The following is a 22,191-nucleotide window of genomic DNA, read 5'->3' as shown; positions in this document are numbered from 1 at the left end:
CCCTGTCGCCGCGTCACAACTGGGCTTTTGGGTCCCCCAACCCACATAGCCCACCCATAGCTCCATATGACGGGCGCCCGCCCCAACGGGCGCCATACCTGTGCCATACGGGTGTCGTCATGAGATCGCGCTGGACTCCGCCGGGTCCAGCGCGATCTTTTTTTGTGCGCCCGGCCGGCGTCAGCACCCCTCGTCTTCCCGCTGCCTGTCCGTATCCCGCCAGGGGAAACCGGGCGTCCGGTTGGCTCCGGGCCGGGCTTGTGCGGGCATGTTCGCCTCTGTGAGGGGGTGTGCACCCTGACCCTGTAGAGGGTGGATCGGGGTGGGGTGAAGGCTCCCGGGGGCACTCTCGCCGAGGGGTGCAATTGCACATATTAAATTCGCCAGTTGTAGGAAGGGTGTAAAGCCACCCCTTCTGAAAACTGATTCGGTGACACCCGTCACATGGCTTGAGTCTTGCCAAGTACGAGCCTGCCACTGCTGTGGAGTGGAAGGCCAAGCCATTGGTCACGTGGCGGGAGGACTTTCGTCCTGTGTCCCTGTGGGGTCGCGGCGGCCGCCGGACCCGCTTCGGGGTCGCCTGGGGGTGCCGAAAGGAGTGAGGGGGCCGTGCGGGCCGGCGGCTGCGGGCGGTCGGACCGCCTCGCGGGAGCCGCATCCGACGGCTCAACGGCCGCTTGTGGGGCTCCGGGGCCCGTCACGGGCTCTGTGGTCCGCCCCGGCGGCCCGGGGGCCATCACAGGCCCCGCGGTCTGTTCCGGCGGCCTGGAGGCGATCGCGGTCTGTTCCGGCGGCCTGGGGGTGGGCGTGGTCCGTTCCGGCGGCCTGGAGGTCGTCACGGGGCATGTGGTCTGTTCCGGCGGCCCGGGGGCCGTCACGGGCCGCTTGGTCTGTTCCGGGGCTCCGGGACCCGTCAGGGGCTCCGCCGTTCCCTCCGGTGGCCCAGGGGCCGTCAGGGGCTCCATGGCGAGCCGCAGTAGTCGCGCGCAGACCGCGCAGTGCCGGGTGAGGTGGCGATAGCCGGAAGCCGCCGCCAGGTGGGCGCGCAGCAGGGCGCGGATCTCGTGTCGGGGCGCACGCCTGCGCGCAGGGCCCGGGACCGGCTCGCGGGCACCGGACCGGTCCGGCAGGAAGCCCTCGTCCGTGGATGCCGCCATCCGCGCCACCTCCGGGTGGATGCGCGCCGCCCCGTCCGGGAAACCAGGGGCAGCCCTTGGCTTCTGAGTACTCGTCGGCGGACGCCGGAGTCAAGACGCACGAAAGCCCGGATCCAGGGGATCCGGGCTTTCGTTACTGCGGTCCTGACGGGATTTGAACCCGCGGCCTCCACCTTGACAGGGTGGCGAGCACTCCAAACTGCTCCACAGGACCAGGTTTTCGCGGCTGCCTTGCGGCTGGCTGCGAAGACAGACTGTACAGGAGGTCAGAGGGTGCGGTCGACCTCACTCCTGGTGGTGGGGCCGTCACGCGCCCACCGCCGTACGGCCTACGGGGCTGCGGCGTCGATCGCCTTCACGATCCGCTTGTCGGAGACGGGGAACGCGGTGCCCAGGGCATGCGCGAAATAGCTGACCCGCAGCTCCTCGATCATCCAGCGGATGTCCAGGACCTCCTGCGGAACGGGCCTGCCCTGCGGCAGTTGCTCCAGCAGCCAGGCGTACTCGTCCTGCATCTCGTGGACCTTCTCCATGCGCGTGGTGTCGCGCTGGACGTTCGTCGGCATCTGCTGGAGCCGGCGGTCCTCGGCGACCAGGTAGCGCATCAGGTCGGGAAGCCTGCGCAGCCCGGTCAGGGTGACGAACCCGGGCGGTACGAGACGGGCGAGGTGCTCCCGTACGTCCGTGACGTTGTTGATCAGGACCAGGCTGTTGGTGGACTTCAGCCGGCGCTCGCAGGCCTGCCAGGCCGCCAGGATCTGCTGGACCTGGCCGATCGTGCGGACGGTCAGGTCCACCAGGTCGGCGCGCACCTTGTCGTACAGCTTCCGGAACGACGCCTCGTCCCAGGCAGGACCGCCGTGGGCGGCGATCAGACGGTCGGCGGCCGCCGTCGCGCAGTCGTCGAAGAGTGCCTGGATGGAGCCGTGCGGATTGCGGGACAAGGCCAGCTTCTGCTGGTTCGTGAGCTTGTCCGAGGCGAACTTCGCCGGATTCACCGGGATGTTCAGCAGGATCAGCTTCCGGGTGCCGCGCCACATCGCCTGCTGCTGCTCGGCCTCCGTGTCGAAGAGCCGTACGGCCACTGTGTCGCCCTGGTCGACGAGGGCCGGGAAGGCCTTGACGGGCTGGCCCGCCCGCCGGGTCTCGAAGACCCGGTCCAGCGTGCCGATCGTCCAGTCCGTGAGGCCCGAACGCTCGATGGACTCCCCGGACGGCCCCGCGGTCGCCGCAGCGGCCTGGGAGAGGGCCTGACGGGCCTTGGGGCGCAGCTGGACCCGCAGCGCCTCCAGGTCCTTGTCCTCGGCCACCTTGCGGCGCCGCTCGTCGACGACCCGGAAGGTGATCTTCAGGTGGTCGGGGACCCGGCTCAGGTCGAAGTCGTCCGCGGTGACCGGGACCCCGACCATCCGCTGGAGCTCACGGGCCAGCGTCACCGGCAGCGGCTCCTGGAGGGGCACGGCCCGGTCCAGGAACTTGTCCGCGTAATTGGGCGCGGGCACGTAGTGCCGGCGGATGGGCTTGGGCAGGGAGCGGATCAGCTCGGTGACCACTTCCTCGCGCAGGCCCGGGATCTGCCAGTCGAAGCCCTCGGACGTGACCTGGTTGAGCACCTGGAGCGGGATGTGGACGGTCACACCGTCGGCGTCCGCGCCGGGCTCGAACTGGTACGTCACACGGAACTTGAGCTTCCCCTGCCGCCAGGAGTCCGGGTAGTCGTCCTTGGTGACGGCCCCGGCCTTCTCGTTGATGAGCATCGAGCGCTCGAAGTCCAGCGCGTCCGGCTCGTCCTTGCGCTTGTGCTTCCACCACGAGTCGAAGTGCGCGCCCGAGACGACGTGTTCGGGGATCCGCTGGTCGTAGAAGTCGAACAGCGTCTCGTCGTCCACGAGGATGTCGCGGCGCCGGGCGCGGTGCTCCAACTCCTCGACCTCGCCCAGCAGTTTGCGGTTGTCGTGGAAGAACTGGTGGTGTGTGCGCCAGTCGCCCTCGACCAGGGCGTTGCGGATGAAGAGATCCCGCGAGGCCTCCTGGTCGATCCGGCCGAAATTGACCTTGCGCTGGGCCACGATGGGTACGCCGTACAGCGTGACCCGCTCGTACGCCATCACCGCCGCCTGGTCCTTCTCCCAGTGCGGCTCGCTGTAGGTGCGCTTCAGCAGGTGCTGGGCCAGCGGTTCGATCCATTCGGGCTCGACCCGGGCGTTGACCCGTGCCCACAGCCGGGACGTCTCCACCAGCTCGGCCGACATCACGAACCGCGGCTGCTTCTTGAAGAGCGCCGACCCGGGGAAGATCGCGAACTTGGCGCTGCGGGCGCCCAGGTACTCGTTCTTCTCGGTGTCCTTCAGCCCGATGTGCGACAGCAGACCGGCGAGCAGCGAGGTGTGCACCGACTGCTCGGGGGCATCGTCCTCGTTGAGTTCGATCCCCATCTGCTTGGCGACCGTACGAAGCTGCGCGTAGATGTCCTGCCATTCGCGGATGCGCAGGAAGTTCAGATATTCCTGCTTGCACATCCGGCGGAAGCTGGAGGATCCGCGCTCCTTCTGCTGCTCGCGGATGTAGCGCCACAGGTTCAGGAACGCCAGGAAGTCGGACGTCTCGTCCTTGAACCGGGCGTGCTGCTGGTCGGCCTGCGTCTGCTTCTCGGACGGCCGCTCGCGCGGGTCCTGGATGGAGAGCGCGGAGGCGATGACCATGACCTCGCGGACGCAGCCGTTCCGGTCTGCCTCGATGACCATCCGGGCGAGGCGCGGGTCCACCGGCAGCTGGGAGAGCTGGCGGCCCAGCGGGGTGAGCCGCTTCTTCGGATCCTTCTCCTCCGGATCCAGCGCGCCCAGCTCCTGGAGGAGCTGCACGCCGTCACGGATGTTGCGGTGGTCCGGCGGATCGATGAAGGGGAACTTCTCGATGTCGCCGAGACCGGCCGCGGTCATCTGGAGGATGACGGAGGCCAGGTTCGTCCGGAGGATCTCCGGGTCGGTGAACTCCGGACGGGTCAGGAAGTCGTCCTCGGAGTACAGCCGGATGCAGATGCCGTCCGACGTACGGCCGCAGCGGCCCTTGCGCTGGTTGGCGCTGGCCTGCGAGATCCGCTCGATCGGCAGCCGCTGGACCTTGGTGCGGTGGCTGTAGCGGGAGATACGGGCGTTGCCCGGGTCGATCACGTACTTGATGCCGGGAACGGTCAGCGAGGTCTCGGCGACGTTCGTCGCGAGGACGATCCTGCGTCCGGTGTGGCGCTGGAACACGCGGTGCTGCTCGGCGTGCGACAGGCGTGCGTAGAGGGGGAGCACCTCGGTATGTCTGAGGTTGCGTTTGCCGAGCGCGTCCGCGGTGTCGCGGATCTCCCGCTCGCCGGAGAGGAAGACCAGGACGTCGCCGGGTCCCTCGTTCTGGAGCTCGTCGACGGCGTCGCAGATCGCGGTGATCTGGTCGCGGTCGGAGTCCTCGCTGTCCTCTTCGAGGAGGGGGCGGTACCGCACTTCCACGGGGTACGTACGCCCGCTGACCTCGACGATCGGCGCCTCGCCGAAGTGGCGCGCGAAGCGCTCCGGGTCGATGGTCGCCGAGGTGATGACGACCTTCAGGTCCGGGCGCTTGGGCAGCAGCCGGGCCAGATAGCCGAGCAGGAAGTCGATGTTCAGCGACCGCTCGTGGGCCTCGTCGATGATGATCGTGTCGTACGCGAGCAGCTCGCGGTCCGTCTGGATCTCGGCGAGCAGGATGCCGTCCGTCATCAGCTTGACGAAGGTCGCGTCCTGGTTGACCTGGTCGGTGAAGCGGACCTTCCAGCCGACCGCCTCGCCCAGCGGCGTGTTCAGCTCCTCGGCGATCCGCTCGGCCACCGTGCGCGCCGCGATCCGGCGCGGCTGGGTGTGCCCGATCATGCCGCGGACGCCACGGCCCAGCTCCATACAGATCTTGGGGATCTGGGTGGTCTTGCCGGATCCGGTCTCACCGGCGACGATCACGACCTGGTGGTCGCGTATCGCCTCCAGGATCTCGTCCTTCTTCTGGCTGACCGGCAGCTGTTCCGGGTACGAGAGGGCCGGCGCCCGGCCGGCCCGCAGCGCGAGCCGCCCGGCTGCCTTGGTGGCCTGGGCGGCGATCTCGTCCAGTACGACCTGCTGGGCCTCGGGCTTGCGAATGCGGCGCGCGCCCTCGAGGCGGCGGCCGAGCCGGTGAGCGTCGCGGAGCGAGAGCTGCCCGAGCTGGGACTGGAGATCAGCAAAGGAAGTAGACATACGGGTCCCAGGATCTCACCCGGGCCCGAGGAACGGCGAACGTATTTCGCGCGGTCTCGGTCACCGGACCCGTACAGCCGGGGACGACGCGATCACAGCACGTACCATTCCGGACAGTTGATCCTCTGCCGAGCCCCCTGTCGGAAGGCCTGCCCGTCATGTCCCGTTCGTCGTGGTGCTGCCTGGTGGCGGCCCTCGCGGTCGTCCTGGGGCTGTTCTGCGGACCGTCGACGGCTTCGGCGTCGACGGCCCCGGCGGGTCCGTCCGTGGACGTGGCGATGAGCATCGGGCAGGGGGACGGACTTCCCGGCTGCGGCCGGAAGGGCAAGCACGACGGCACCGAGCCGGCTGTTCCCGGGCGGGCCCGCGCGGCCCACGACCAGGCGCCCGGCCTCGCCGAATGGGGTCTGCCCGCGGCCACCGTTCCGGAGCCGGTCCGGCAGCCCGCGCCGATGACGCTGCGCGGCCCCGACGAGGCCGCGCCGAGCCCGGTGGAACTCTCCGTACTGAGGGTGTAGACGGCCCGCCCCTGCCCTGCCGTCCCTTCTCGTCCCTCCCGCATCACCAGCTCGGAGTTCCGCATGCCCACGTCCAGGCCCACATCCACGCCCAAGCCGTCCCTCAAGCCGTCGTCCCGGACGTCCGGAAAGAAGCCGCTGATCTACGGCGCCGGGGTCGTCGTCGCCGCCGCGCTGTTCGGTTACGTGTCCTACCGGGCGACCGCCCCCGACGACGCCGGCCCCGGTTCCTCGGCCTCGGCGGTGGCCGATGTCACCGCCGACCCGGAGGAGGGCGTCTACCCGGAGCTGGCGAAGCTCGCCCGGCGCGACGCCGGGGACAAGCTGGCACTGGGCCGGGCGGACGCGCCCGTCGTCCTCATCGAGTACGCCGACTTCAAGTGCGGTTACTGCGGAAAGTTCGCCCGCGACACCGAACCCGCCCTCGTGAAGAAGTACGTCGACAACGGCACCCTGCGCATCGAGTGGCGCAACTTCCCGATCTTCGGCGCCGAGTCCGAGGCCGCCGCGCGCGCCTCCTGGGCCGCCGGGCAGCAGGGCCGATTCTGGGAGTTCCACCGCGCCGCGTACGCCGAAGGAGCCAAGGAGAAGGGGTTCGGCAAGGACCGGCTGAAGGCGCTCGCCACCGAGGCCGGGGTGCCCGACCTCAACCGCTTCGTCCGCGACGCGGACGGCTCGGCGGCCGCGGCAGCCGTGAGCGAGGACCAGGAGCAGGGGTACGGGATCGGCGCGACGTCCACCCCGTCCTTCCTGATCAACGGCCGCCCGATCGCCGGGGCGCAGCCGGCCCAGACGTTCACCCAGGCCATCGAACAGGCGGCGGACCGGGCGAAGAACCTGGGCAGCGCGGGCCAGGACACCAAGGGCTCCGCCTCCCCGGAAGCGGGCTCCGCGTCCCCCGAGGACTCCGCGAAGTGACGGCGGACATCGGCTACTTCGCCGCCTTTCTCGGCGGGCTGCTGGCGCTTCTCAGCCCGTGCAGCGCCCTGTTGCTTCCCGCCTTCTTCGCGTACTCCATCGACTCCGCCTCCCGGCTGCTCGCCCGGACGGGGATCTTCTACGCGGGCCTGGCGACCACTCTCGTCCCGCTCGGGGCGGCAGGCTCGTACGCCGGACGGATCTTCTACAGCCATCGCGACGCCCTCGTCCTGGGCGCGGGCTGGCTGATCATCGGGCTCGGCGTCGCGCAGATCATCGGCATGGGCTTCGCCTCGCGCCGGATCTCCGCCCTCAGCGGCCGGATCCGCCCCACGACCGCCCTGTCCGTCTACGCGCTCGGTGCCGTCTACGGCCTGGCCGGCTTCTGCGCGGGACCGATCCTCGGCAGTGTCCTCACCGTCGCGGCCGTCAGCGGCAGCCCGGCGTACGGAGGACTGCTGCTCGCCGTCTACGCGCTGGGCATGGCGGTGCCGCTCTTCCTGCTCGCGCTGCTCTGGGAGCGGTTCGAGCTGGGCCGCAGGGCGTGGCTGCGCGGTCGTGCCCTGCGGCTCGGCCGCTTCGAGCTGCACACCACGACGCTGCTTTCGGGGCTCTTCTTCGTCGGCCTCGGCGTGATGTTCCTGGCGTACGACGGCACGACGGCGCTGCCCGGTCTGCTGAACGTGGACCAGTCGTTCGCGGTCGAGCAGTGGGCCCGGGGCATCGGTGAGCACGTACCGGACGCGGTGCTGCTGGTTGCGGTGGTGGGCGTGGTGCTGCTGGTGCTCGCGGTGCGGTCCGGGCGGCGGCGGGGTGGGGCCGGCGCGGAAGCGGATGCGGTGAACACGGCGGAGCGGGAGGACGCCTGACACGACGAAGGCCCCGTCCGGTGGACGGGGCCTTCGGGTGGTGGCTGGGGCCGGGATCGAACCGGCGACCTATCGCTTTTCAGGCGATCGCTCGTACCAACTGAGCTACCCAGCCACGCAGCTCATACGGGCTGCAGCGGTCCTGACGGGATTTGAACCCGCGGCCTCCACCTTGACAGGGTGGCGAGCACTCCAAACTGCTCCACAGGACCAAGCTTTGTGCGACTAAGTGTCGCACAGGTTGTGCGTGCCCCCAACGGGATTCGAACCCGTGCTACCGCCTTGAAAGGGCGGCGTCCTGGGCCACTAGACGATGAGGGCAGAACTGCTGGTACAGCTTGCTTCTACGTCAGTCGCCCGAAGGGAAAGTGAGAAGCCGGCGACTCCGCTTCCCCTCAAGAGGTTCCGCTTCTCCTTCAACCTTTGAGGTTTCAGAACGGTCGAGCCCTGACCGGCGCCCTTGGGCACGTCGGAGACAATACACGTGCGTTTCGGTGTCAGCCAAACCGAATAGGGGAGGGCGTCGCGCCGGGCCGGCTCTCCTTCGGCAGATGGCGGCTGACCTCGGCGGTCGTCAGGCCGAGGCCGCCCAGGGTGATCTCGTCCCAGGCCTGTAGACGGCGGGTGGAGCGGTCCAGATAGAGCACCGACGCGAGCACCTGCTCCGGCTTCTCGTTCTGTACGGCACGCAGCCCGCCGCCGCCCGTGGAGCCCTCGACCATCAGCCGGGTGCCGCCCTTCATCAGCTCGTTCTGCCGGTGGTGCACATGGCCGGCCAGGGCGAGGGGGACCGTTCCGTCCGTCTGCCTCACCGCCTCCGGCTCGTGGGCGACGGCGATGTCGACCGGGGTGCCCGCCCGCCGCTGGTCGCGCAGCGCGGCGGCGAGTCGCAGGCCCGCTGCCCGCTGGGCGCCCTCGGCCTGCTCCGGACCCGTGCGGTCCGGGGTGAACTGCGGGTCCCCGATGCCCGCCACCCGCAGACCGCCGACGTTCACCGCGCGGCCCTCGTCCAGCACGTGCACGTTCCTGAAGCGCCTGTTCCCCTCCAGGTACTTCTGCGTCACCGCCGAGTCGTGGTTGCCCCGGACCCAGACGTAGGGCGCGCCCAGATCGCTGACCGGGTCGAGGAAGCTGTTCTCCACGGCCGCCCCGTGGTCCATCGTGTCGCCGGAGTCGATGATCACGTCGATGTCGTACTGCTCGACGAGCGATCCGATGATGTGCCAGGCCGCCGGGTTGAGGTGGATGTCGGAGACGTGCAGGACGCGGAGCGTGGCGGGGTCCGGGCTGTACACGGGGAGCGTCGATGTGGCGTCGTACAGCTTGGTGACGTTGGTGACCAGCCGGGCGAGTTCCTGCTGGTAGACGTCGAAGTCGGTGACGATCGAGCGGGCGTCGCCGACGACGGAGGGGGCGCTGGAGAGCAGCCCGGAGAACTTCGGCTCCAGGACCGACTCCGGATTCCAGGTGGCGTACGCGCTGACGCCCGATGCGGCCAGCAGAGTGAGCGCGAGCCCGCCGGCGGCCAGGGCGCGCCGGGGCCTGCGGTAGACGGCGAGGCCGAGCGCGGTGGCGCCGGAGACGACCGCGACGCAGGAGCGCACGGCGAGCTCACGGGCGCCGGCGCTCACGTCGCCGCTCACCTCGTCCTCCAGGCCGGCGAGCCGTTCGGGGTGCTGGACCAGGGCCTCGGAGCGGACCGGGTCGAGACGGTCGACATCGACGTCGAGCCGGACCGGGGCGTGGTGCGAGTCCAGTTCGAGCGCTCCGAGCGGGGACACGTTGATCTTGGTGCCGCCGCTGAGGGAGGGCCGCAGGGTCATGGTCGTGTCCATCGGGCCCACGGGCGTACGGACACTGCCGACGGCGAGCAGTCCCAGCCAGGCGCCGAACAGCACGACGGCGACCAGGCCGAGCGCGCGGGCGAGCGGACGCGGCGAACCGGCGAGCAGGCGGCTGTTGGCGGACCGGCGGCCGGGCCGACTGCCGGAGCGCGGGCGTGGGCGGGGGCGGATGAGGTGCCGGACGCGGGCTGCTGCGGCACGGAACGGGTCGCGGGCCATTGGGCGCGTATGCCCCGGCGGGAAGGCGGATATGCGCTTCCGGCACACCGGGGCACATCAGGCGCCCGTACGTGACAATGGCGGGGTGCTGGAGATGACGCGGGAAGCGTTCGAGGAACTGGTCGGCGAGGCGCTGGACCGGATCCCGCCGGAGCTCACCCGGCTGATGGACAACGTCGCGGTGTTTGTCGAGGACGAACCGGAATCCGATGATCCAGAACTGCTCGGGCTCTACGAGGGCACGCCGCTGACCGAGCGCGGTGAGTGGTACGCGGGAGTGCTGCCGGACCGGATCACGATCTACCGGGGGCCGACGCTGCGGATGTGCGAGTCGCGCGAGGACGTCGTCGCCGAGACGGAGATCACGGTCGTGCACGAGATCGCCCACCACTTCGGCATCGACGACGAGAGGCTGCACGCGCTCGGGTACGGGTGATGGCGGCGGCCGCGCGCGGATTTCCGGGTGAGATGCGGCACACCCGTGAGGTGTGAACGAGGTGTGCGGGCCTGGACCGGGGGCGTGTCCCCGGCGGGGCGGCGGGAGTTGGGCACAGCGCTCCCGGCTCGTTTCCGTGATGCCTCGTCCTTCTTCGCGCCCCCGGAGGTGCCCCCGTGCGCCAGTTGCCCGTTCCCGTCCGCTGGGCGGCCGTCACTGCGGTGACGATCGCCGCGTCCACCGGCTGTATGAGCGTCGGCTCCGACGGCGGGAAACCGGAGCCCTCCCGCTCCTCCGCGCCGAAGGGATCGGTGGCGGAGCCGGACGGATCCACGGTGGCCGGTACCGGCCGGGCCCGTTCCGGAGGCGGCGCCGGGGCGCACTCCGAGCGCGAGGGCGGCCGGTCCGCCGGCCCGAGTGCCTCGGCCGCCCCCTCGGGCAGCCCCGGTGCGGAACCCGACGGGTCCGGCCCGGCAAGGGGCGGCCACCCGGCGACGCCGACGCCCTCCGCACCGGGCCCCGGGGTTCCCGAGCAGCCGGAGCCGCCCGCACCGTCCGACCCGGGACCCGGTACCCCCGAGACCCCGCAGCCGCCGGATCCGCCGGAGCCCGAGCCGGAGCCCTCCGAACCGGCGCCGCCGGTGCCCTCGGCGTCTCCGGCCGCTCAGTCCCGTAACGGCGCTTCGGGTGTGCCGGACGGCGTGTACGCGATGCGGACTCCGGAGGCATCACCGCAGGTGGGACCGGCCTGAGGGGGTCACCGGCAAGGGGCGGTTTGCGCAATGGGGGGAAGAGTGCGTATGGTTATAGATCGTTTGATCCCATTGCCCGGCGCCGACACAGAAGAGCGCCGTGTGGCGCGTACTCTCCCTTGCCGTGGCTGGACCGCATTGAGGCGGTCGAAATTGCGAAAACACGGAGTTACGGGCGCGTGCCGAGACTCCGGAAGGTTTCGCATTTCGCATGTCAATTTCCAGTTCTGACCACACCGTCATGCCCGAGAGCATCGAGAACGACGTCGAGAGCGCCGAGCTCATCGAGGCCGCAGAGGCCGTCGTCGCCGAGGTCGCAGAGACCGTCGAGACCGACGCCCCCCAGGCCGAGCAGGCCGAATCCGGCGCAGACGCCGACTCCGCCGTCGCCGACGAGGCGGACGCCGAGCCGACCATCACGTTCGCCGAGCTGGGCCTGCCCGAGGGCATCGTCCGCAAGCTCGCGCAGAACGGTGTGACCGCGCCCTTCCCGATCCAGGCCGCGACCATCCCGGACGCCCTGGCCGGCAAGGACATCCTGGGCCGTGGCCGTACCGGCTCCGGCAAGACCCTCTCCTTCGGTCTGCCGACCCTGACCGCGCTGTCGGGTGGGCACACCGAGAAGAAGAAGCCCCGCGCGATCATCCTCACCCCGACCCGTGAGCTCGCGATGCAGGTCGCGGACGCACTGCAGCCCTACGGCGACGTGCTCGGCCTGAAGATGAAGGTCGTCTGCGGCGGTACGTCGATGGGCAACCAGATCTACGCGCTGGAGCGCGGTGTCGACGTCCTCGTCGCCACCCCGGGCCGACTGCGCGACATCATCAACCGGGGCGCCTGCTCCCTGGAGAACGTCCAGGTCGCCGTCCTCGACGAGGCCGACCAGATGTCCGACCTGGGCTTCCTGCCCGAGGTCACCGAGCTGCTCGACCAGATCCCCGGCGGCGGCCAGCGCATGCTCTTCTCCGCCACCATGGAGAACGAGATCGGCACCCTGGTCAAGCGCTACCTGAGCAACCCGGTCACCCACGAGGTCGACTCCGCCCAGGGCAACGTCTCGACCATGTCGCACCACGTCCTCGTCGTGAAGCCGAAGGACAAGGCGCCGGTCACCTCGGCGATCGCCGCCCGCAAGGGCCGCACGATCATCTTCGTCCGCACCCAGCTGGGCGCCGACCGCATCGCCGAGCAGCTCATCGAGGCCGGCGTCAAGGCCGACGCGCTGCACGGCGGCATGACCCAGGGCGCCCGTACCCGCGTTCTCGAGGACTTCAAGAAGGGCTACGTCAACGCGCTCGTCGCGACCGACGTCGCCGCCCGCGGTATCCACGTCGACGGCATCGACCTGGTCCTGAACGTGGACCCGGCCGGTGACCACAAGGACTACCTGCACCGCTCGGGCCGTACCGCGCGTGCCGGCAAGTCCGGTGTCGTCGTCTCGCTGGCGCTTCCGCACCAGCGTCGCCAGATCTTCCGCCTGATGGAGGACGCGGGCGTCGACGCCTCGCGTCACATCGTCCAGGGCGCGGGCGTCTTCGAGCCGGAGGTCGCCGAGATCACCGGCGCCCGTTCGCTCACCGAGGTCCAGGCCGACTCCGCGAACAACGCCGCCAAGCAGGCCGAGCGCGAGGCCGCCGACCTGACCAAGCAGCTGGAGCGCATCCAGCGCCGTGCCGTGGAGCTGCGCGAGGAGGCCGACCGTCTGGTCGCCCGCGCCGCACGCGAGCGGGGCGACGACCCCGAGGCAGCGGTGGCCGAGGTCGCCGCCGAGGCGGAGGCCGCACTGCTGGCCGCCACCTCCGTGCCGGAGCAGCCCGCAGCGCGCGAGGAGCGTCGCGACGACCGCGGCAACTACGAGCGCCGGGACAACCGCGGCGGCGACCGTGGCGGTTACCGCGGCGGCAACGACCGCGGCAGCGACCGTGTCGGCGAGCGCAGCGGCCGTCCGGCCGGCAGCAACGGTTACCGCGGCAGCAGCGACCGTCCGTCGTTCCGCGGAAGCAACGACCGTCGTGAGGACCGTCCGGTCGGTGGCGGTTTCCGCTCCGGTGGCGGCGACCGTCGTGACGACCGTGGCGGCCGCTCCTTCGAGCGCCGTGACAACGACCGCCCGGCGTTCAACCGTGACCGTCGTGACGAGCGTCCCTCGGGCGGTTTCCGCTCCGGTGGCGGCGACCGTCGTGACGACCGTGGCGGCCGCTCCTTCGAGCGTCGCGACAACGACCGCCCGGCGGGCGGCTTCAACCGCGACAACGACCGTCCGGCGTTCAACCGCGACCGTCGTGACGAGCGCCCGTCCGGTGGCTTCCGCTCCGGTGGCGGCGACCGTCCGTTCAACCGCGACCGTCGTGACGACCGTCCGTCCGGTGGCTTCCGCTCCGGCGGCGCCGCCGACCGCCCCACCGGTCGCCGTGACGACCACCGCTCCACGGGAACCGGCACGAGCACCGGCTCCTTCGGCCGTCGTGACGACAAGCCGCGCTGGAAGCGCAACGGCTGATCGTCCGATCGCCTGACTGCCAGGCAGGGTCCGTACATCACCTCGGTGATGTACGGGCCCTGTTTTGTTGAACGGGTTCGAAATCCCCTATCGGTGCCTGTGAGGCTGCTGTTAAAGTCAGCCGACTTGCAGGGGGAGTTGGGGCCGGGGGGCTTTCACACTTCGCACAGACCGCAGCACACGCTGCCGCGTCCTCCCCGTGTTCGATCCATCACCCGGGAGGGAACTGCTTTGACAGCGTTTGTCCGTGGCCGTGCAGCACTGGTGGGATCCGTGGTGGGGGCGACCGTCCTGACAACGGCCGTGGTTCCGGCCGAGGCTGCCCCCACGGCGGCTCCGGCCGTCGTGGCGACCGCCGGTACCTACGGCCTCGACTTCTCCGGCGGGCGGCTGAACACCGTGGAGCTGAACCCCAGCCGTGACCGGATGGTGTACGAGCGTCAGGTGTCGGCCGACGGCGTGACCGTGGGGGAGCGGGAGAGCCGCGGGTACGTGGGCCCCTTTGCCAACGGCGCTCACCTCAGGAGCGTGCCCTGCGACGTGGGTGCCTGCGTGGAGTTGGTCGGCGCGGGCAACGGGAGCTTCGGCGTCGTGTTCGTCCAGGGTGAAGGCGACAACGCCGGCCTGGAGAGCGTGAATTACAGGATGTCGGGAACCTCGCACTACGGGGGCACGTCCTACCCGGCGGGTACCGCGAAGATCGTGGATATGACCGGGCGCTCATGGGTCGTCAACGGCGGCTCGACCGCCGAACAGCAGGCCGGCATGCACCCGAGCTACCGGGCCACCGCCGACCCCGTCGTCCGTAAGCCCACAGCCGCATCCGTCTGGGGCACCACGCTCTGGGCGGCGACCTCCACCACCGGCGCACTCTCCGCCACCGATCTGGAGCAGCGGAAGGTCGTGCAGACACTCGCCACGGGCGCCCCCTGCGTGATCAAGGAGGTGCGCGCGGTCGGACGCTGGCTCTACTGGAACTGCGGGACGACCGGGGCGGCCGGGGTGTACGACCGTACGGCGAAGAAGTCGTTCACCGTGCCGTCCGGGCCCGCCCTCGTCGGTGACGGTTACCTCGTCCGGCACGACCGGACCGCCGGAAAGCTGCTGCTGACCGACTTCCACACGGGCAAGGCCGCCGCTCCCCGGGCGGTGGCCGACCTGCCCGGCGGGAAGACCGCGGACCAGCGACGGCTGACCTGGGCGGTGGACAAGTTCGGCGGGGACATCGCTTATGTGGATGCCGCCCAGTCCATCCACATCGTGCCCAGCGGTGTGCCCGCACAGCCCCTGGCAAAGATGGCTTCCGACAGTGACCAGGAGCACATCGACCTCAAGGGCGTGGACGGCCTGCCCTCGTGGCTCGGAACCTGGCAGTTCAACAAGCCCGTCACCTGGACCTACACCGTCAAGGACTGGACCGGCCGTACCGTACGGACCCTCAAGGGCGGCTCGGGCACCGAGGCGGACGTTACGTGGGACGGCCGGACGGACGCGGGAAAGTACACCGGCAACGGCCGACACACCTGGACCCTGCGGGCGACGGCCGAGGACGGGTCGGGGACGTACACCACCAGCGCGAACATCGGGGTGGGCGGCGGCATCGCGGGCTTTCACGACCAGGGACTCTTCAGCATCGGTGACCTGGTCACCCTCAATCCGTCCGGTGGGCTGACCGTTCAGTTCGGGCAGACATCGGGCAGCTTCTCGGGCAAGAGGACCGGTACCGGCTGGCCGGCCGGCACCCTCGCCGTCCCGTTCGCGGACACCGGCAGCGACCGGTGCGCCGAACTGCTCGTACGGATCCCGGGCGGCGAGCTGCGCCAGTACACCGGCCGCTGCGGCAACTCGGGTTACTCGCCGCAGAGCAGCCACACCACGATCGGCAAGGGCTGGCAGCAGTTCGACGTGCTGACTTCGCCCGGCGATCTGAACGGGGACGGGCGGGCCGACCTTCTGGCCCGGCAGACGACCACCGGCGACATGTACCTCTTCCCGGGGGCGGCCGGCGGGAAGTTCGCGCCGAAGGTCAGGATCTACACCAACTGGAAGACGTACGCCCAGATCACCGGCGTGGGTGACATCACCGGCGACGGCCGTGCCGACCTCCTCTGCCACGACCGCAAGGGCGGTCTGTGGCGCTACAACGGCCTGGGCAACGGCAGATTCGCGCCGCGGGTGCAGGTGTTCTCGGGCTGGGGGAGCTCGTACAACGCGATGGTGGGCGTCGGCGACCTGACCGGCGATGGAAAGAACGACATCGTCGTACGCGACACGGCGGGCAAGCTGTACCGAAACAACGGCAACGGCAAGGGCTCGTTCGGGTCCCGTACACAGATCGCCACCGGGTGGGGGCCGTACAAGGGGATCTTCTGAGGGGCTGACGGCCTACACGGCCGGCAAGCGGCGCATGTCATGCCCCCGGCGAGGGAATCGCTGGGGGCATGACAATCAACCCCCGTGGTGCCCCGTCCGAGGAACCCGCCCCCGCCGACGCAACCGGTCCGGCAGACGCGCTTGCGGTCGACGCCCGCGTGACGGAGGCCCTCCCCACCGGTCCGCCGGCCGGATCCGACGAGGCGAGACTGGCCGAACTCGGATACACGCAGACACTCGCACGGCGTATGTCCGCCTTCTCCAACTACGCCGTCTCGTTCACGATCATCTCGGTGCTCTCCGGCTGCCTGACGCTGTATCTGTTCGGCATGAACACCGGCGGTCCCGCCGTCATCACCTGGGGCTGGGTCGGCGTCGGCCTCATGACGCTGTTCGTCGGGCTGGCCATGGCCGAGATCTGTTCGGCGTACCCGACCTCCGCCGGCCTCTACTTCTGGGCCCACCGGCTGGCCCCGCCCCGCTCGGCGGCGGCCTGGGCCTGGTTCACGGGCTGGTTCAACGTGCTCGGCCAGGTCGCCGTGACCGCCGGGATCGACTTCGGGGCGGCGTCGTTCCTCGGGGCGTACCTGAACCTCCAGTTCGACTTCCGGGTCACGCCCGGCCGCACGATCCTTCTCTTCGCCGCGATCCTGCTGCTGCACGGGCTGCTGAACACCTTCGGCGTGCGCATCGTCGCGATCCTCAACAGCGTGAGCGTCTGGTGGCACGTGTTCGGTGTCGCCGTGATCGTCGGCGCGCTGACCTTCGTACCCGACACGCACCAGTCGGCGTCGTTCGTCTTCACCGAGTTCGTGAACAACACCGGCTGGGGCAGCGGCTTCTACGTGGTGATGATCGGGTTGCTGATGGCCCAGTACACCTTCACCGGGTACGACGCCTCCGCCCATATGACCGAGGAGACGCACGACGCCGCGACCGCAGGACCGCGCGGCATCGTCCAGTCGATCTGGACGTCATGGATCGCCGGTTTCGTCCTCCTCCTCGGCTTCACCTTCGCCATCCAGTCGTACGACGGAGCCCTGGCTTCCCCGACCGGTGCCCCGCCCGCCCAGATCCTCCTCGACGCCCTGGGCGCCACCACGGGCAAGCTCCTGCTCCTCGTGGTGATCGGCGCCCAGCTCTTCTGCGGCATGGCCTCCGTGACCGCCAACAGCCGGATGATCTACGCGTTCTCCCGGGACGGCGCCCTGCCCTTCTCCCGCGTCTGGCACACGGTCAGCCCCCGCACCCGCACCCCCGTGGCAGCGGTCTGGCTGGCCGCCTTCGGAGCGCTGGTCCTGGGCCTCCCGTACCTGATCAACGTCACCGCGTACGCCGCCGTCACTTCCATCGCGGTCATCGGCCTCTACATCGCGTACGTCATCCCGACCCTGCTCCGCCTCCTGCGCGGCGACGACTTCCGCCCAGGCCCCTGGCACCTCGGCCGCTGGTCCCGCCCCATCGGCATCGTCGCGGTGGTGTGGGTGGCGGTCATCACGGTGCTCTTCATGCTGCCCCAGGTCTCGCCCGTCACCTGGGAGACCTTCAACTACGCCCCGGTAGCCGTCCTGGTGGTGCTGGGTTTCGCCGCCACCTGGTGGTTCGCCTCGGCCCGTCACTGGTTCCTCAATCCGGATCACAAACGCACGATCGCCCGCAATACACCCCACTGATCGAGGCCGCTGCAACGACGGCGGGGCCCGGCAACCGATACCCGATCGGCGGCCGGGCCGCGGCGGGCTATGCTCGGGGGTGATTCGCCGAGGGCCGTTAGCTCAATTGGTCAGAGCAGCGGACTTTTAATCCGTTGGTTGTGGGTTCGAGTCCCACACGGCCTACCGATCGCAGGGCAGGGGCAACTCTCTGACCTGCGGTGGAGCGCCCCGTCCGGTTCATTCCGGATGGGGCGCTCTGTTGTTCGGGGGTGCTTGTGTGCGCGATGCGTGAGCGACAGCCACCAATTCAACCGGTGCCGGATGGGGCGGGGAGCGGTGACGGCTGCCTGGGGACGGGTGGGGCGATGGTCATGACCTGCTGCGGATGCCGTCGACTTCGGTACAGGGCGCCGGGACCGTTAGGGTCAGCCGGATGAGTGTTCTTCAGCCTGTCGTATGGCTGCTTACCGGCATGCCCGGCTCAGGTAAGACCACTTTCGCGAAGGCGTTGGCAGCCCGAGTTGGTGTCGTCCGTCTGTCAGTGGATGACCAGATGACAGCTCGGCACGGACGGATCGGCAAGGACCACGCCGAGCACGAACACCTCGCGCTTCAGGCACCCGTGATCGAGGACGTCAAGCGACAGCTCGTCGTACTCCTGCGGGAAGGCCGTTCGGTGGTGCTGGATCACGGTCTGGGCACGCGCGCGGTCAGGGACGAATACAAGCGGTTGGTGACGGACCATGGTGGCAGGTGGCGGCTCGTCCACTTCCAGGCTGATCACGATGAGTTGTTGCGGCGCCTGGCCGTACGAAACAACGAGACGGAACACGGCGTCATCTCGCCAGAGACCCTCGCCTGGATCGCCGAGCACTCCGAAGCCCCTGTGGGGGAGGGCGAAGAGCCCCCGGTACTTCCAACCTGAGCCTGACAGAGTTCCCTGGCTGAGATGCCTTTCGCGCAGGTCCAGGCCGCGGTCGACAGTCGGGCCGGATCAGGTGTCCAGCGCCAGGCTGATTTCGACTCCCCGTCGGGCAACGGCTACGGCACGGGGGGCCTGTCCTTCGAGGCGGCAACCGAAGGCCAGGCCCTGACTGTGACCCATCGGGTCACCACCTCGCCGAAAGCTGCCCGAGAACCGGCTGAGCTCGGCCACCAACTCACGTGAGAGCCGGCGGGAGATATCGGCCCCGGATCAGCGGCACCCCGACACCTGGTCGGGTCCTTCGAATGCACCGCCCGGCCGCACGTGCCCCGCCCGTGGGAACCGGCTCACCGGTCCACCCGGCGTTCCCGTACCGCCCAGCGAGTGGTGGCGGGCAGGGCGAGTGCCGCGCCGGCGAAGACGGTGGCCAGGGCGGCCCAGCCCGCGGTGCCGTGCGGGAGGACGAACGTGGTCAGCAGGCCGGGGCCCAGTGCCTGGCTGACGGAGATTCCGGTCTGGTAGATGCCCTGGTAGGTGCCCTGCGCGTGATCGGGTGCCAGGTCGTAGGAGAGGGCCCAGCTGCCGGCTTGCGAGGTGACCTCGCCGAGGGTGAGCAGGACTACGGCGGCGATGAGAATCACCGTGGCCGCGATCGGTGAGCGGCCGGCGGAGCACGCGACGGCGAGACAGGCGGCCGTGACGAGGAGGCCGCCACGGCGGAAGGCGCGCGCGGCCTGGACCGGTCCGGTGACACCGCGGGCGGCCCGGACCTGGAAGGCGACGACGAGCGCGGTGTTGGTGACGAGGAGCCAGCCGACCATGGCCTGCGGCGCGCTGGTACGGGTGAGGAGCCACAGCGGCAGGGCCACTTCGAGAACGACGTAGAGGGTGTTGATGATCGCGTTGAGCGCGGTGACGGTGAGATAGGGCACGTCGCGAAGCGGGTGGGGCACGTGGCGACCGGACTCAGGTACGGGGGCGCCTCGTCGGGATGTTGCTGCCCGGGCTGTCCGGGGCGGCTGCGCGGGTGCCGGGCGGGCCGTCGAGGGAATCGCGCGCAGCGGGATCAGTGCGAGGAGGAACGCGGCGGCGCTCAGGCAGATCGCCCCCCGGTAGGCCGCGTCGGTGTCGAAGGCGAGGACGACCGATCCGAGGGCGGCGCCCGCCCCGATGCCCACGTTGTTGACCGCCCGCAGGAGCGCCAGGGCACGGGTGCGCAGGTGGGGAGGGAGAGTGTGCGCGTACAGGGCGCCGCGCGCAGCGGCGTTGGCGCGGCTGCCGGCCGTGGCCAGGCAGGCCAGGGCAAGGAAGACCGGGAAGGACCCGGCGACGGCGTACAGGGCGAGTGCGATTGCCTGCAGGAGATGCAGGCAGGTCAGCACGCTTTTCGCGTTCCAGCGGTCGCACGCGCGGCCGGCGGGAAGGGCGGCGAGGACCCCGCACAGTCCCGCCACCGTGAGCGCCAGCCCCACCTTCGCGACGGGATACCCCAGCCCCCGGGTGAACCACAGGGCGCTGATGGTCAGGAAGAGCCCGTTGCCGACGGCGTTGACCGACAGCAACGCGGCGAGCCCTCGCACGGTCGGGTCGCCGCTCAGCCGGTGAGGCGGGGCGGGAGAGGCCGGGATCGGCGCCGGGGTGGTCTTGGTGGTCATGGCCACCAGCACATCTTCGGTCTGACGCACGCGGAATGGATTTACCCTGGTGCTTAATGATTCGCTTCCGTCTCGCCGTGGCCGACCTCGCGGCGACCTCGTTCGCCCACTCGCCTTTGCAGGAGACCGTTCTCAGCCTGCGGATGTGGAGTGGCCATGCGTGGCGCTTCCCCGCTCTGCGCGAGACCTTCGCCGGCCTCCGCCCGGCCTTCGAACGTCTCGACCACGTTCTGCTGACCTCGCTGGTGGCCCGGCGCCGGTACTGGGTCCCCGATTTTCTCACCCCTCGCCCGCACACCTCGGCGCCCGACGTCCGTCGTGAGTTCGACGCGCTGCGCGCCACCGACCCGGCCGTGGTGCGGGCGGGGCTGGAGCAGACGTTCCTGCCGCTGGGCGAGCCGGTTCCGGCCAGGCTGGCCGACGCCTGGGGAGACCCGGCCCGCCTGCTCACCGATATCGCCGACGCCCTGGAGGAGTACTGGGCGGTGTGCCTGCGACCCGTCTGGTGGCCCAGGGCCAAGGCGATGCTGGAGGCCGACATCGCGTACCGCTCCCGCGTCCTGGCCGAAGGCGGCGCGGACGCCCTGTTCGCCGGAATCAGCTCACGGCTGTCCTGGGCGGAGGACATGCTCACCATCGAACGCAGCGGACCGTGGCCCTCTCCCCCGACCGAGATCCCGATCGACGGACGCCGCCTGCTGCTGACCCCCAGCTGCTTCGCGGACGGCGTCTCCACCATGCTCAGCTCCCAGGCGCTGCCGCACATCGTCTACGGCGCACGCGGCCTGGCCACCCTCTCCGAACGTCCTGAGCCGCCGGCCTCCCAGGCTCTGGAACGGCTTCTGGGCGCTCCGCGCGCGCGCCTGCTGACTCTTCTGTCCGAGCCCGCCTCCACCACGGAGCTCGCCCACCGCCTCGGCGTCACCCCCGCCGCCGTCAGCCAGCACCTGTCCGTCCTCCGAGCAGCTCACCTCCTGGAGCGAACCCGTCACGGGCGCCACGTCCGATACCGGCGCAGCGCGCTCGGCACGGCCCTGTGTGAGCCGCACGTCGACGACGGTTCTGGCGACTGAACGAGAGTGGGCTCTCGTCCCTTCTGCCGGCACTTCCTCGCCGTCCTCTGCGCGTGAGCGATGCGTGAGCGGACGTTCCGGCACAGCCCGGCAGGGATGCCCGGTCCCGCAGACGGTCGGACGAACTGCTCAACCCCGCGTTGAAACGGCACCGCTTCCGAGCTGCCACATTTCATAGTTCCCGCACTCTGCCGTGATCTCGGCCGCCTCCTGAGCCGCGGTGAAGAAGTCGTCGACCAACGGCGAGGTGCGCAAGGCCGCCACCGCGAGGCACACCTGATCGGGCGCCAGGTCCGGGATGGGCACAAAGCTGACGTCCGGGTGTGAGTGGAACACGGTCGCCGAACGGGCCAGGAACGAGATGCCCCGGCCGGCCGCGACATGTTCGAGCGTCTCGTCCACCCCGCGCACCAGGTACCCGGAGTTGGGGTGCGGGCGCCTGGTGGGCTGTGTGCTCGTGTCCGCGTGCCAGACCAGCGGCTCGCCGGCCAGGTCCGCCTCGGTGATCTGTTCCCGGCCGGCCAGTCGGTGGCCGGCCGGCAGCACCGCCACCCGCGGCTCGGTGTACAGCGGGGTGACGCGCAGACCGGCCTCGTCGATGGGCAGCCGTACATAGCCGACGTCGATGCGGCCGTCGAGCAGCATCGTCGCCTGGTCGTCCCATTCGATGCGCTGTACGTCCACGATCACGCTCGGGTGCCGGGTGGCGAACGTCCGTACCGCCGGGGCGACCGCGATGCCCGCCCGGAAGCCGACCATGAGCCGCCGGCCGCCCCGCGCGGCCACGGTCACCCGGCGGCGGGCCGCGTGCGCGGAAGCCAGCAGCGGGCCGGCGTCGGTCAGCAACTGTCTGCCGGCGTCGGTCAGTGCCACGCCGTGGCTGTCCCTTGTCAGCAGCGGGGTGCCGAGATCCTGTTCCAGTGCGCGGATCTGCCGACTGAGCACCGGCTGCGCGATGTGCAGCTCATCGGCGGCGCGACCGAAATGCAGCTTTTCGGCGACGGCGACGAAGTAACGCAACTTGCGTAGGTCCAGATCCATGGAGCC

Annotated in this window: 16 protein-coding genes and 5 tRNA genes; 12 read left to right on the top strand and 9 right to left on the bottom strand. The window is 70.2% G+C overall.

The genetic code is table 11. The features are described 5' to 3' along the window. Positions 1-440 precede the first annotated feature (440 nt). The 3 genes from OG912_RS15630 to hrpA form a co-directional block, all read right to left on the bottom strand. Positions 441-1,157 (bottom strand): DUF6274 family protein, encoded by a 717-nt coding sequence (locus tag OG912_RS15630; protein ID WP_327709867.1) that lies wholly within the window; start codon positions 1,155-1,157, stop codon positions 441-443. 139 nt (positions 1,158-1,296) lie between these two features. Beyond that, positions 1,297-1,371 (bottom strand) — tRNA-Asp (locus tag OG912_RS15625). A gap of 115 nt (positions 1,372-1,486) precedes the next feature. Next, on the bottom strand, positions 1,487-5,407 hold the full coding sequence (gene hrpA / locus OG912_RS15620; protein WP_327709866.1) for an ATP-dependent RNA helicase HrpA: 3,921 nt from the start codon (positions 5,405-5,407) through the stop codon (positions 1,487-1,489). A 158-nt stretch (positions 5,408-5,565) separates the two neighbouring features. Here hrpA and OG912_RS15615 point away from each other — a divergent pair, with 158 nt between their 5' ends. From OG912_RS15615 to OG912_RS15605, 3 genes are all read left to right on the top strand, one after another. Beyond that, positions 5,566-5,925 carry a hypothetical protein gene (locus tag OG912_RS15615; RefSeq protein ID WP_327709865.1) on the top strand — a complete coding sequence of 120 codons (360 nt, stop codon included), beginning with the start codon at positions 5,566-5,568 and terminating at the stop codon, positions 5,923-5,925. Between the two features lie 63 nt (positions 5,926-5,988). Further along, positions 5,989-6,843 (top strand): DsbA family protein, encoded by an 855-nt coding sequence (locus tag OG912_RS15610; RefSeq protein WP_327709864.1) that lies wholly within the window; start codon positions 5,989-5,991, stop codon positions 6,841-6,843. After that, a complete protein-coding gene (locus OG912_RS15605; protein WP_326737553.1) occupies positions 6,840-7,712 on the top strand; it encodes a cytochrome c biogenesis CcdA family protein in 873 nt (290 codons plus the stop codon). Before OG912_RS15610 ends, OG912_RS15605 begins: the two co-directional genes overlap by 4 nt. 38 nt (positions 7,713-7,750) lie before the next feature. Here the strand turns inward: OG912_RS15605 and OG912_RS15600 are convergent. The 4 genes from OG912_RS15600 to OG912_RS15585 all read right to left on the bottom strand — a co-directional run bounded on the left by OG912_RS15600 (position 7,751) and on the right by OG912_RS15585 (position 9,775). Further along, positions 7,751-7,827 (bottom strand) — tRNA-Phe (locus OG912_RS15600). 22 nt (positions 7,828-7,849) lie between these two features. Continuing rightward, positions 7,850-7,924, bottom strand: a tRNA-Asp gene (locus OG912_RS15595). Positions 7,925-7,960: 36 nt separating this feature from the next. After that, a tRNA-Glu gene (locus tag OG912_RS15590) sits at positions 7,961-8,033 on the bottom strand. Between the two features lie 176 nt (positions 8,034-8,209). After that, positions 8,210-9,775: a metallophosphoesterase family protein gene (locus OG912_RS15585; protein WP_327709863.1), complete on the bottom strand. Its 1,566-nt coding sequence runs from the start codon at positions 9,773-9,775 to the stop codon at positions 8,210-8,212. An 85-nt stretch (positions 9,776-9,860) separates the two neighbouring features. Here OG912_RS15585 and OG912_RS15580 point away from each other — a divergent pair, with 85 nt between their 5' ends. From OG912_RS15580 to OG912_RS15545, 8 genes are all read left to right on the top strand, one after another. Further along, the gene (locus tag OG912_RS15580; RefSeq protein WP_206309567.1) at positions 9,861-10,211 is read left to right on the top strand and encodes a metallopeptidase family protein; all 351 of its coding nucleotides are present in this window, start codon (positions 9,861-9,863) and stop codon (positions 10,209-10,211) included. Positions 10,212-10,387: 176 nt separating this feature from the next. Continuing rightward, positions 10,388-10,963 (top strand): hypothetical protein, encoded by a 576-nt coding sequence (locus OG912_RS15575; protein WP_327709862.1) that lies wholly within the window; start codon positions 10,388-10,390, stop codon positions 10,961-10,963. Positions 10,964-11,174: 211 nt separating this feature from the next. Continuing rightward, positions 11,175-13,463: a DEAD/DEAH box helicase gene (locus OG912_RS15570; protein ID WP_443060982.1), complete on the top strand. Its 2,289-nt coding sequence runs from the start codon at positions 11,175-11,177 to the stop codon at positions 13,461-13,463. Between the two features lie 231 nt (positions 13,464-13,694). After that, positions 13,695-15,836: an FG-GAP repeat domain-containing protein gene (locus OG912_RS15565; RefSeq protein WP_327709860.1), complete on the top strand. Its 2,142-nt coding sequence runs from the start codon at positions 13,695-13,697 to the stop codon at positions 15,834-15,836. 68 nt (positions 15,837-15,904) lie between these two features. Then, the gene (locus OG912_RS15560) at positions 15,905-17,509 is read left to right on the top strand and encodes an amino acid permease (protein WP_327709859.1); all 1,605 of its coding nucleotides are present in this window, start codon (positions 15,905-15,907) and stop codon (positions 17,507-17,509) included. Positions 17,510-17,600: 91 nt separating this feature from the next. Further along, a tRNA-Lys gene (locus tag OG912_RS15555) sits at positions 17,601-17,674 on the top strand. Between the two features lie 250 nt (positions 17,675-17,924). Further along, a complete protein-coding gene (locus OG912_RS15550) occupies positions 17,925-18,416 on the top strand; it encodes an AAA family ATPase (protein ID WP_327709858.1) in 492 nt (163 codons plus the stop codon). A 24-nt stretch (positions 18,417-18,440) separates the two neighbouring features. Next, positions 18,441-18,659, top strand: a complete 219-nt coding sequence (locus OG912_RS15545) for a hypothetical protein (protein WP_327709857.1) — start codon at positions 18,441-18,443, stop codon at positions 18,657-18,659. 104 nt (positions 18,660-18,763) lie between these two features. Here OG912_RS15545 and OG912_RS15540 read toward each other — a convergent pair whose 3' ends face one another. Beyond that, the gene (locus OG912_RS15540) at positions 18,764-20,101 is read right to left on the bottom strand and encodes an MFS transporter (protein WP_327709856.1); all 1,338 of its coding nucleotides are present in this window, start codon (positions 20,099-20,101) and stop codon (positions 18,764-18,766) included. Positions 20,102-20,127: 26 nt separating this feature from the next. Here OG912_RS15540 and OG912_RS15535 point away from each other — a divergent pair, with 26 nt between their 5' ends. Then, positions 20,128-21,144, top strand: coding sequence for an ArsR/SmtB family transcription factor (locus OG912_RS15535; protein WP_327709855.1), 1,017 nt, complete (start codon positions 20,128-20,130; stop codon positions 21,142-21,144). Positions 21,145-21,273: 129 nt separating this feature from the next. Here OG912_RS15535 and OG912_RS15530 read toward each other — a convergent pair whose 3' ends face one another. Then, positions 21,274-22,185 carry a LysR family transcriptional regulator gene (locus tag OG912_RS15530; protein ID WP_327709854.1) on the bottom strand — a complete coding sequence of 304 codons (912 nt, stop codon included), beginning with the start codon at positions 22,183-22,185 and terminating at the stop codon, positions 21,274-21,276. Positions 22,186-22,191 lie beyond the last annotated feature (6 nt).

The organism is Streptomyces sp. NBC_00464 (assembly GCF_036013915.1).
In the GTDB taxonomy this organism is placed as follows: Bacteria; Actinomycetota; Actinomycetes; order Streptomycetales; family Streptomycetaceae; genus Streptomyces.
This window is presented reverse-complemented; position numbering and strand designations above follow the sequence as displayed.

Excerpts from the sequence above, each read along its gene's own strand:
- OG912_RS15630 (WP_327709867.1), bottom strand. The coding sequence starts at position 1,157 with ATGGCGGCATCCACGGACGAGGGCTTCCTGCCGGACCGGTCCGGTGCC.
- hrpA (WP_327709866.1), bottom strand. The coding sequence starts at position 5,407 with ATGTCTACTTCCTTTGCTGATCTCCAGTCCCAGCTCGGGCAGCTCTCG.
- OG912_RS15615 (WP_327709865.1), top strand. The coding sequence starts at position 5,566 with ATGTCCCGTTCGTCGTGGTGCTGCCTGGTGGCGGCCCTCGCGGTCGTC.
- OG912_RS15610 (WP_327709864.1), top strand. The coding sequence starts at position 5,989 with ATGCCCACGTCCAGGCCCACATCCACGCCCAAGCCGTCCCTCAAGCCG.
- OG912_RS15585 (WP_327709863.1), bottom strand. The coding sequence starts at position 9,775 with ATGGCCCGCGACCCGTTCCGTGCCGCAGCAGCCCGCGTCCGGCACCTC.
- OG912_RS15570 (WP_443060982.1), top strand. The coding sequence starts at position 11,175 with ATGTCAATTTCCAGTTCTGACCACACCGTCATGCCCGAGAGCATCGAG.
- OG912_RS15560 (WP_327709859.1), top strand. The coding sequence starts at position 15,905 with ATGACAATCAACCCCCGTGGTGCCCCGTCCGAGGAACCCGCCCCCGCC.
- OG912_RS15550 (WP_327709858.1), top strand. The coding sequence starts at position 17,925 with ATGAGTGTTCTTCAGCCTGTCGTATGGCTGCTTACCGGCATGCCCGGC.
- OG912_RS15545 (WP_327709857.1), top strand. The coding sequence starts at position 18,441 with ATGCCTTTCGCGCAGGTCCAGGCCGCGGTCGACAGTCGGGCCGGATCA.
- OG912_RS15535 (WP_327709855.1), top strand. The coding sequence starts at position 20,128 with ATGATTCGCTTCCGTCTCGCCGTGGCCGACCTCGCGGCGACCTCGTTC.
- OG912_RS15530 (WP_327709854.1), bottom strand. The coding sequence starts at position 22,185 with ATGGATCTGGACCTACGCAAGTTGCGTTACTTCGTCGCCGTCGCCGAA.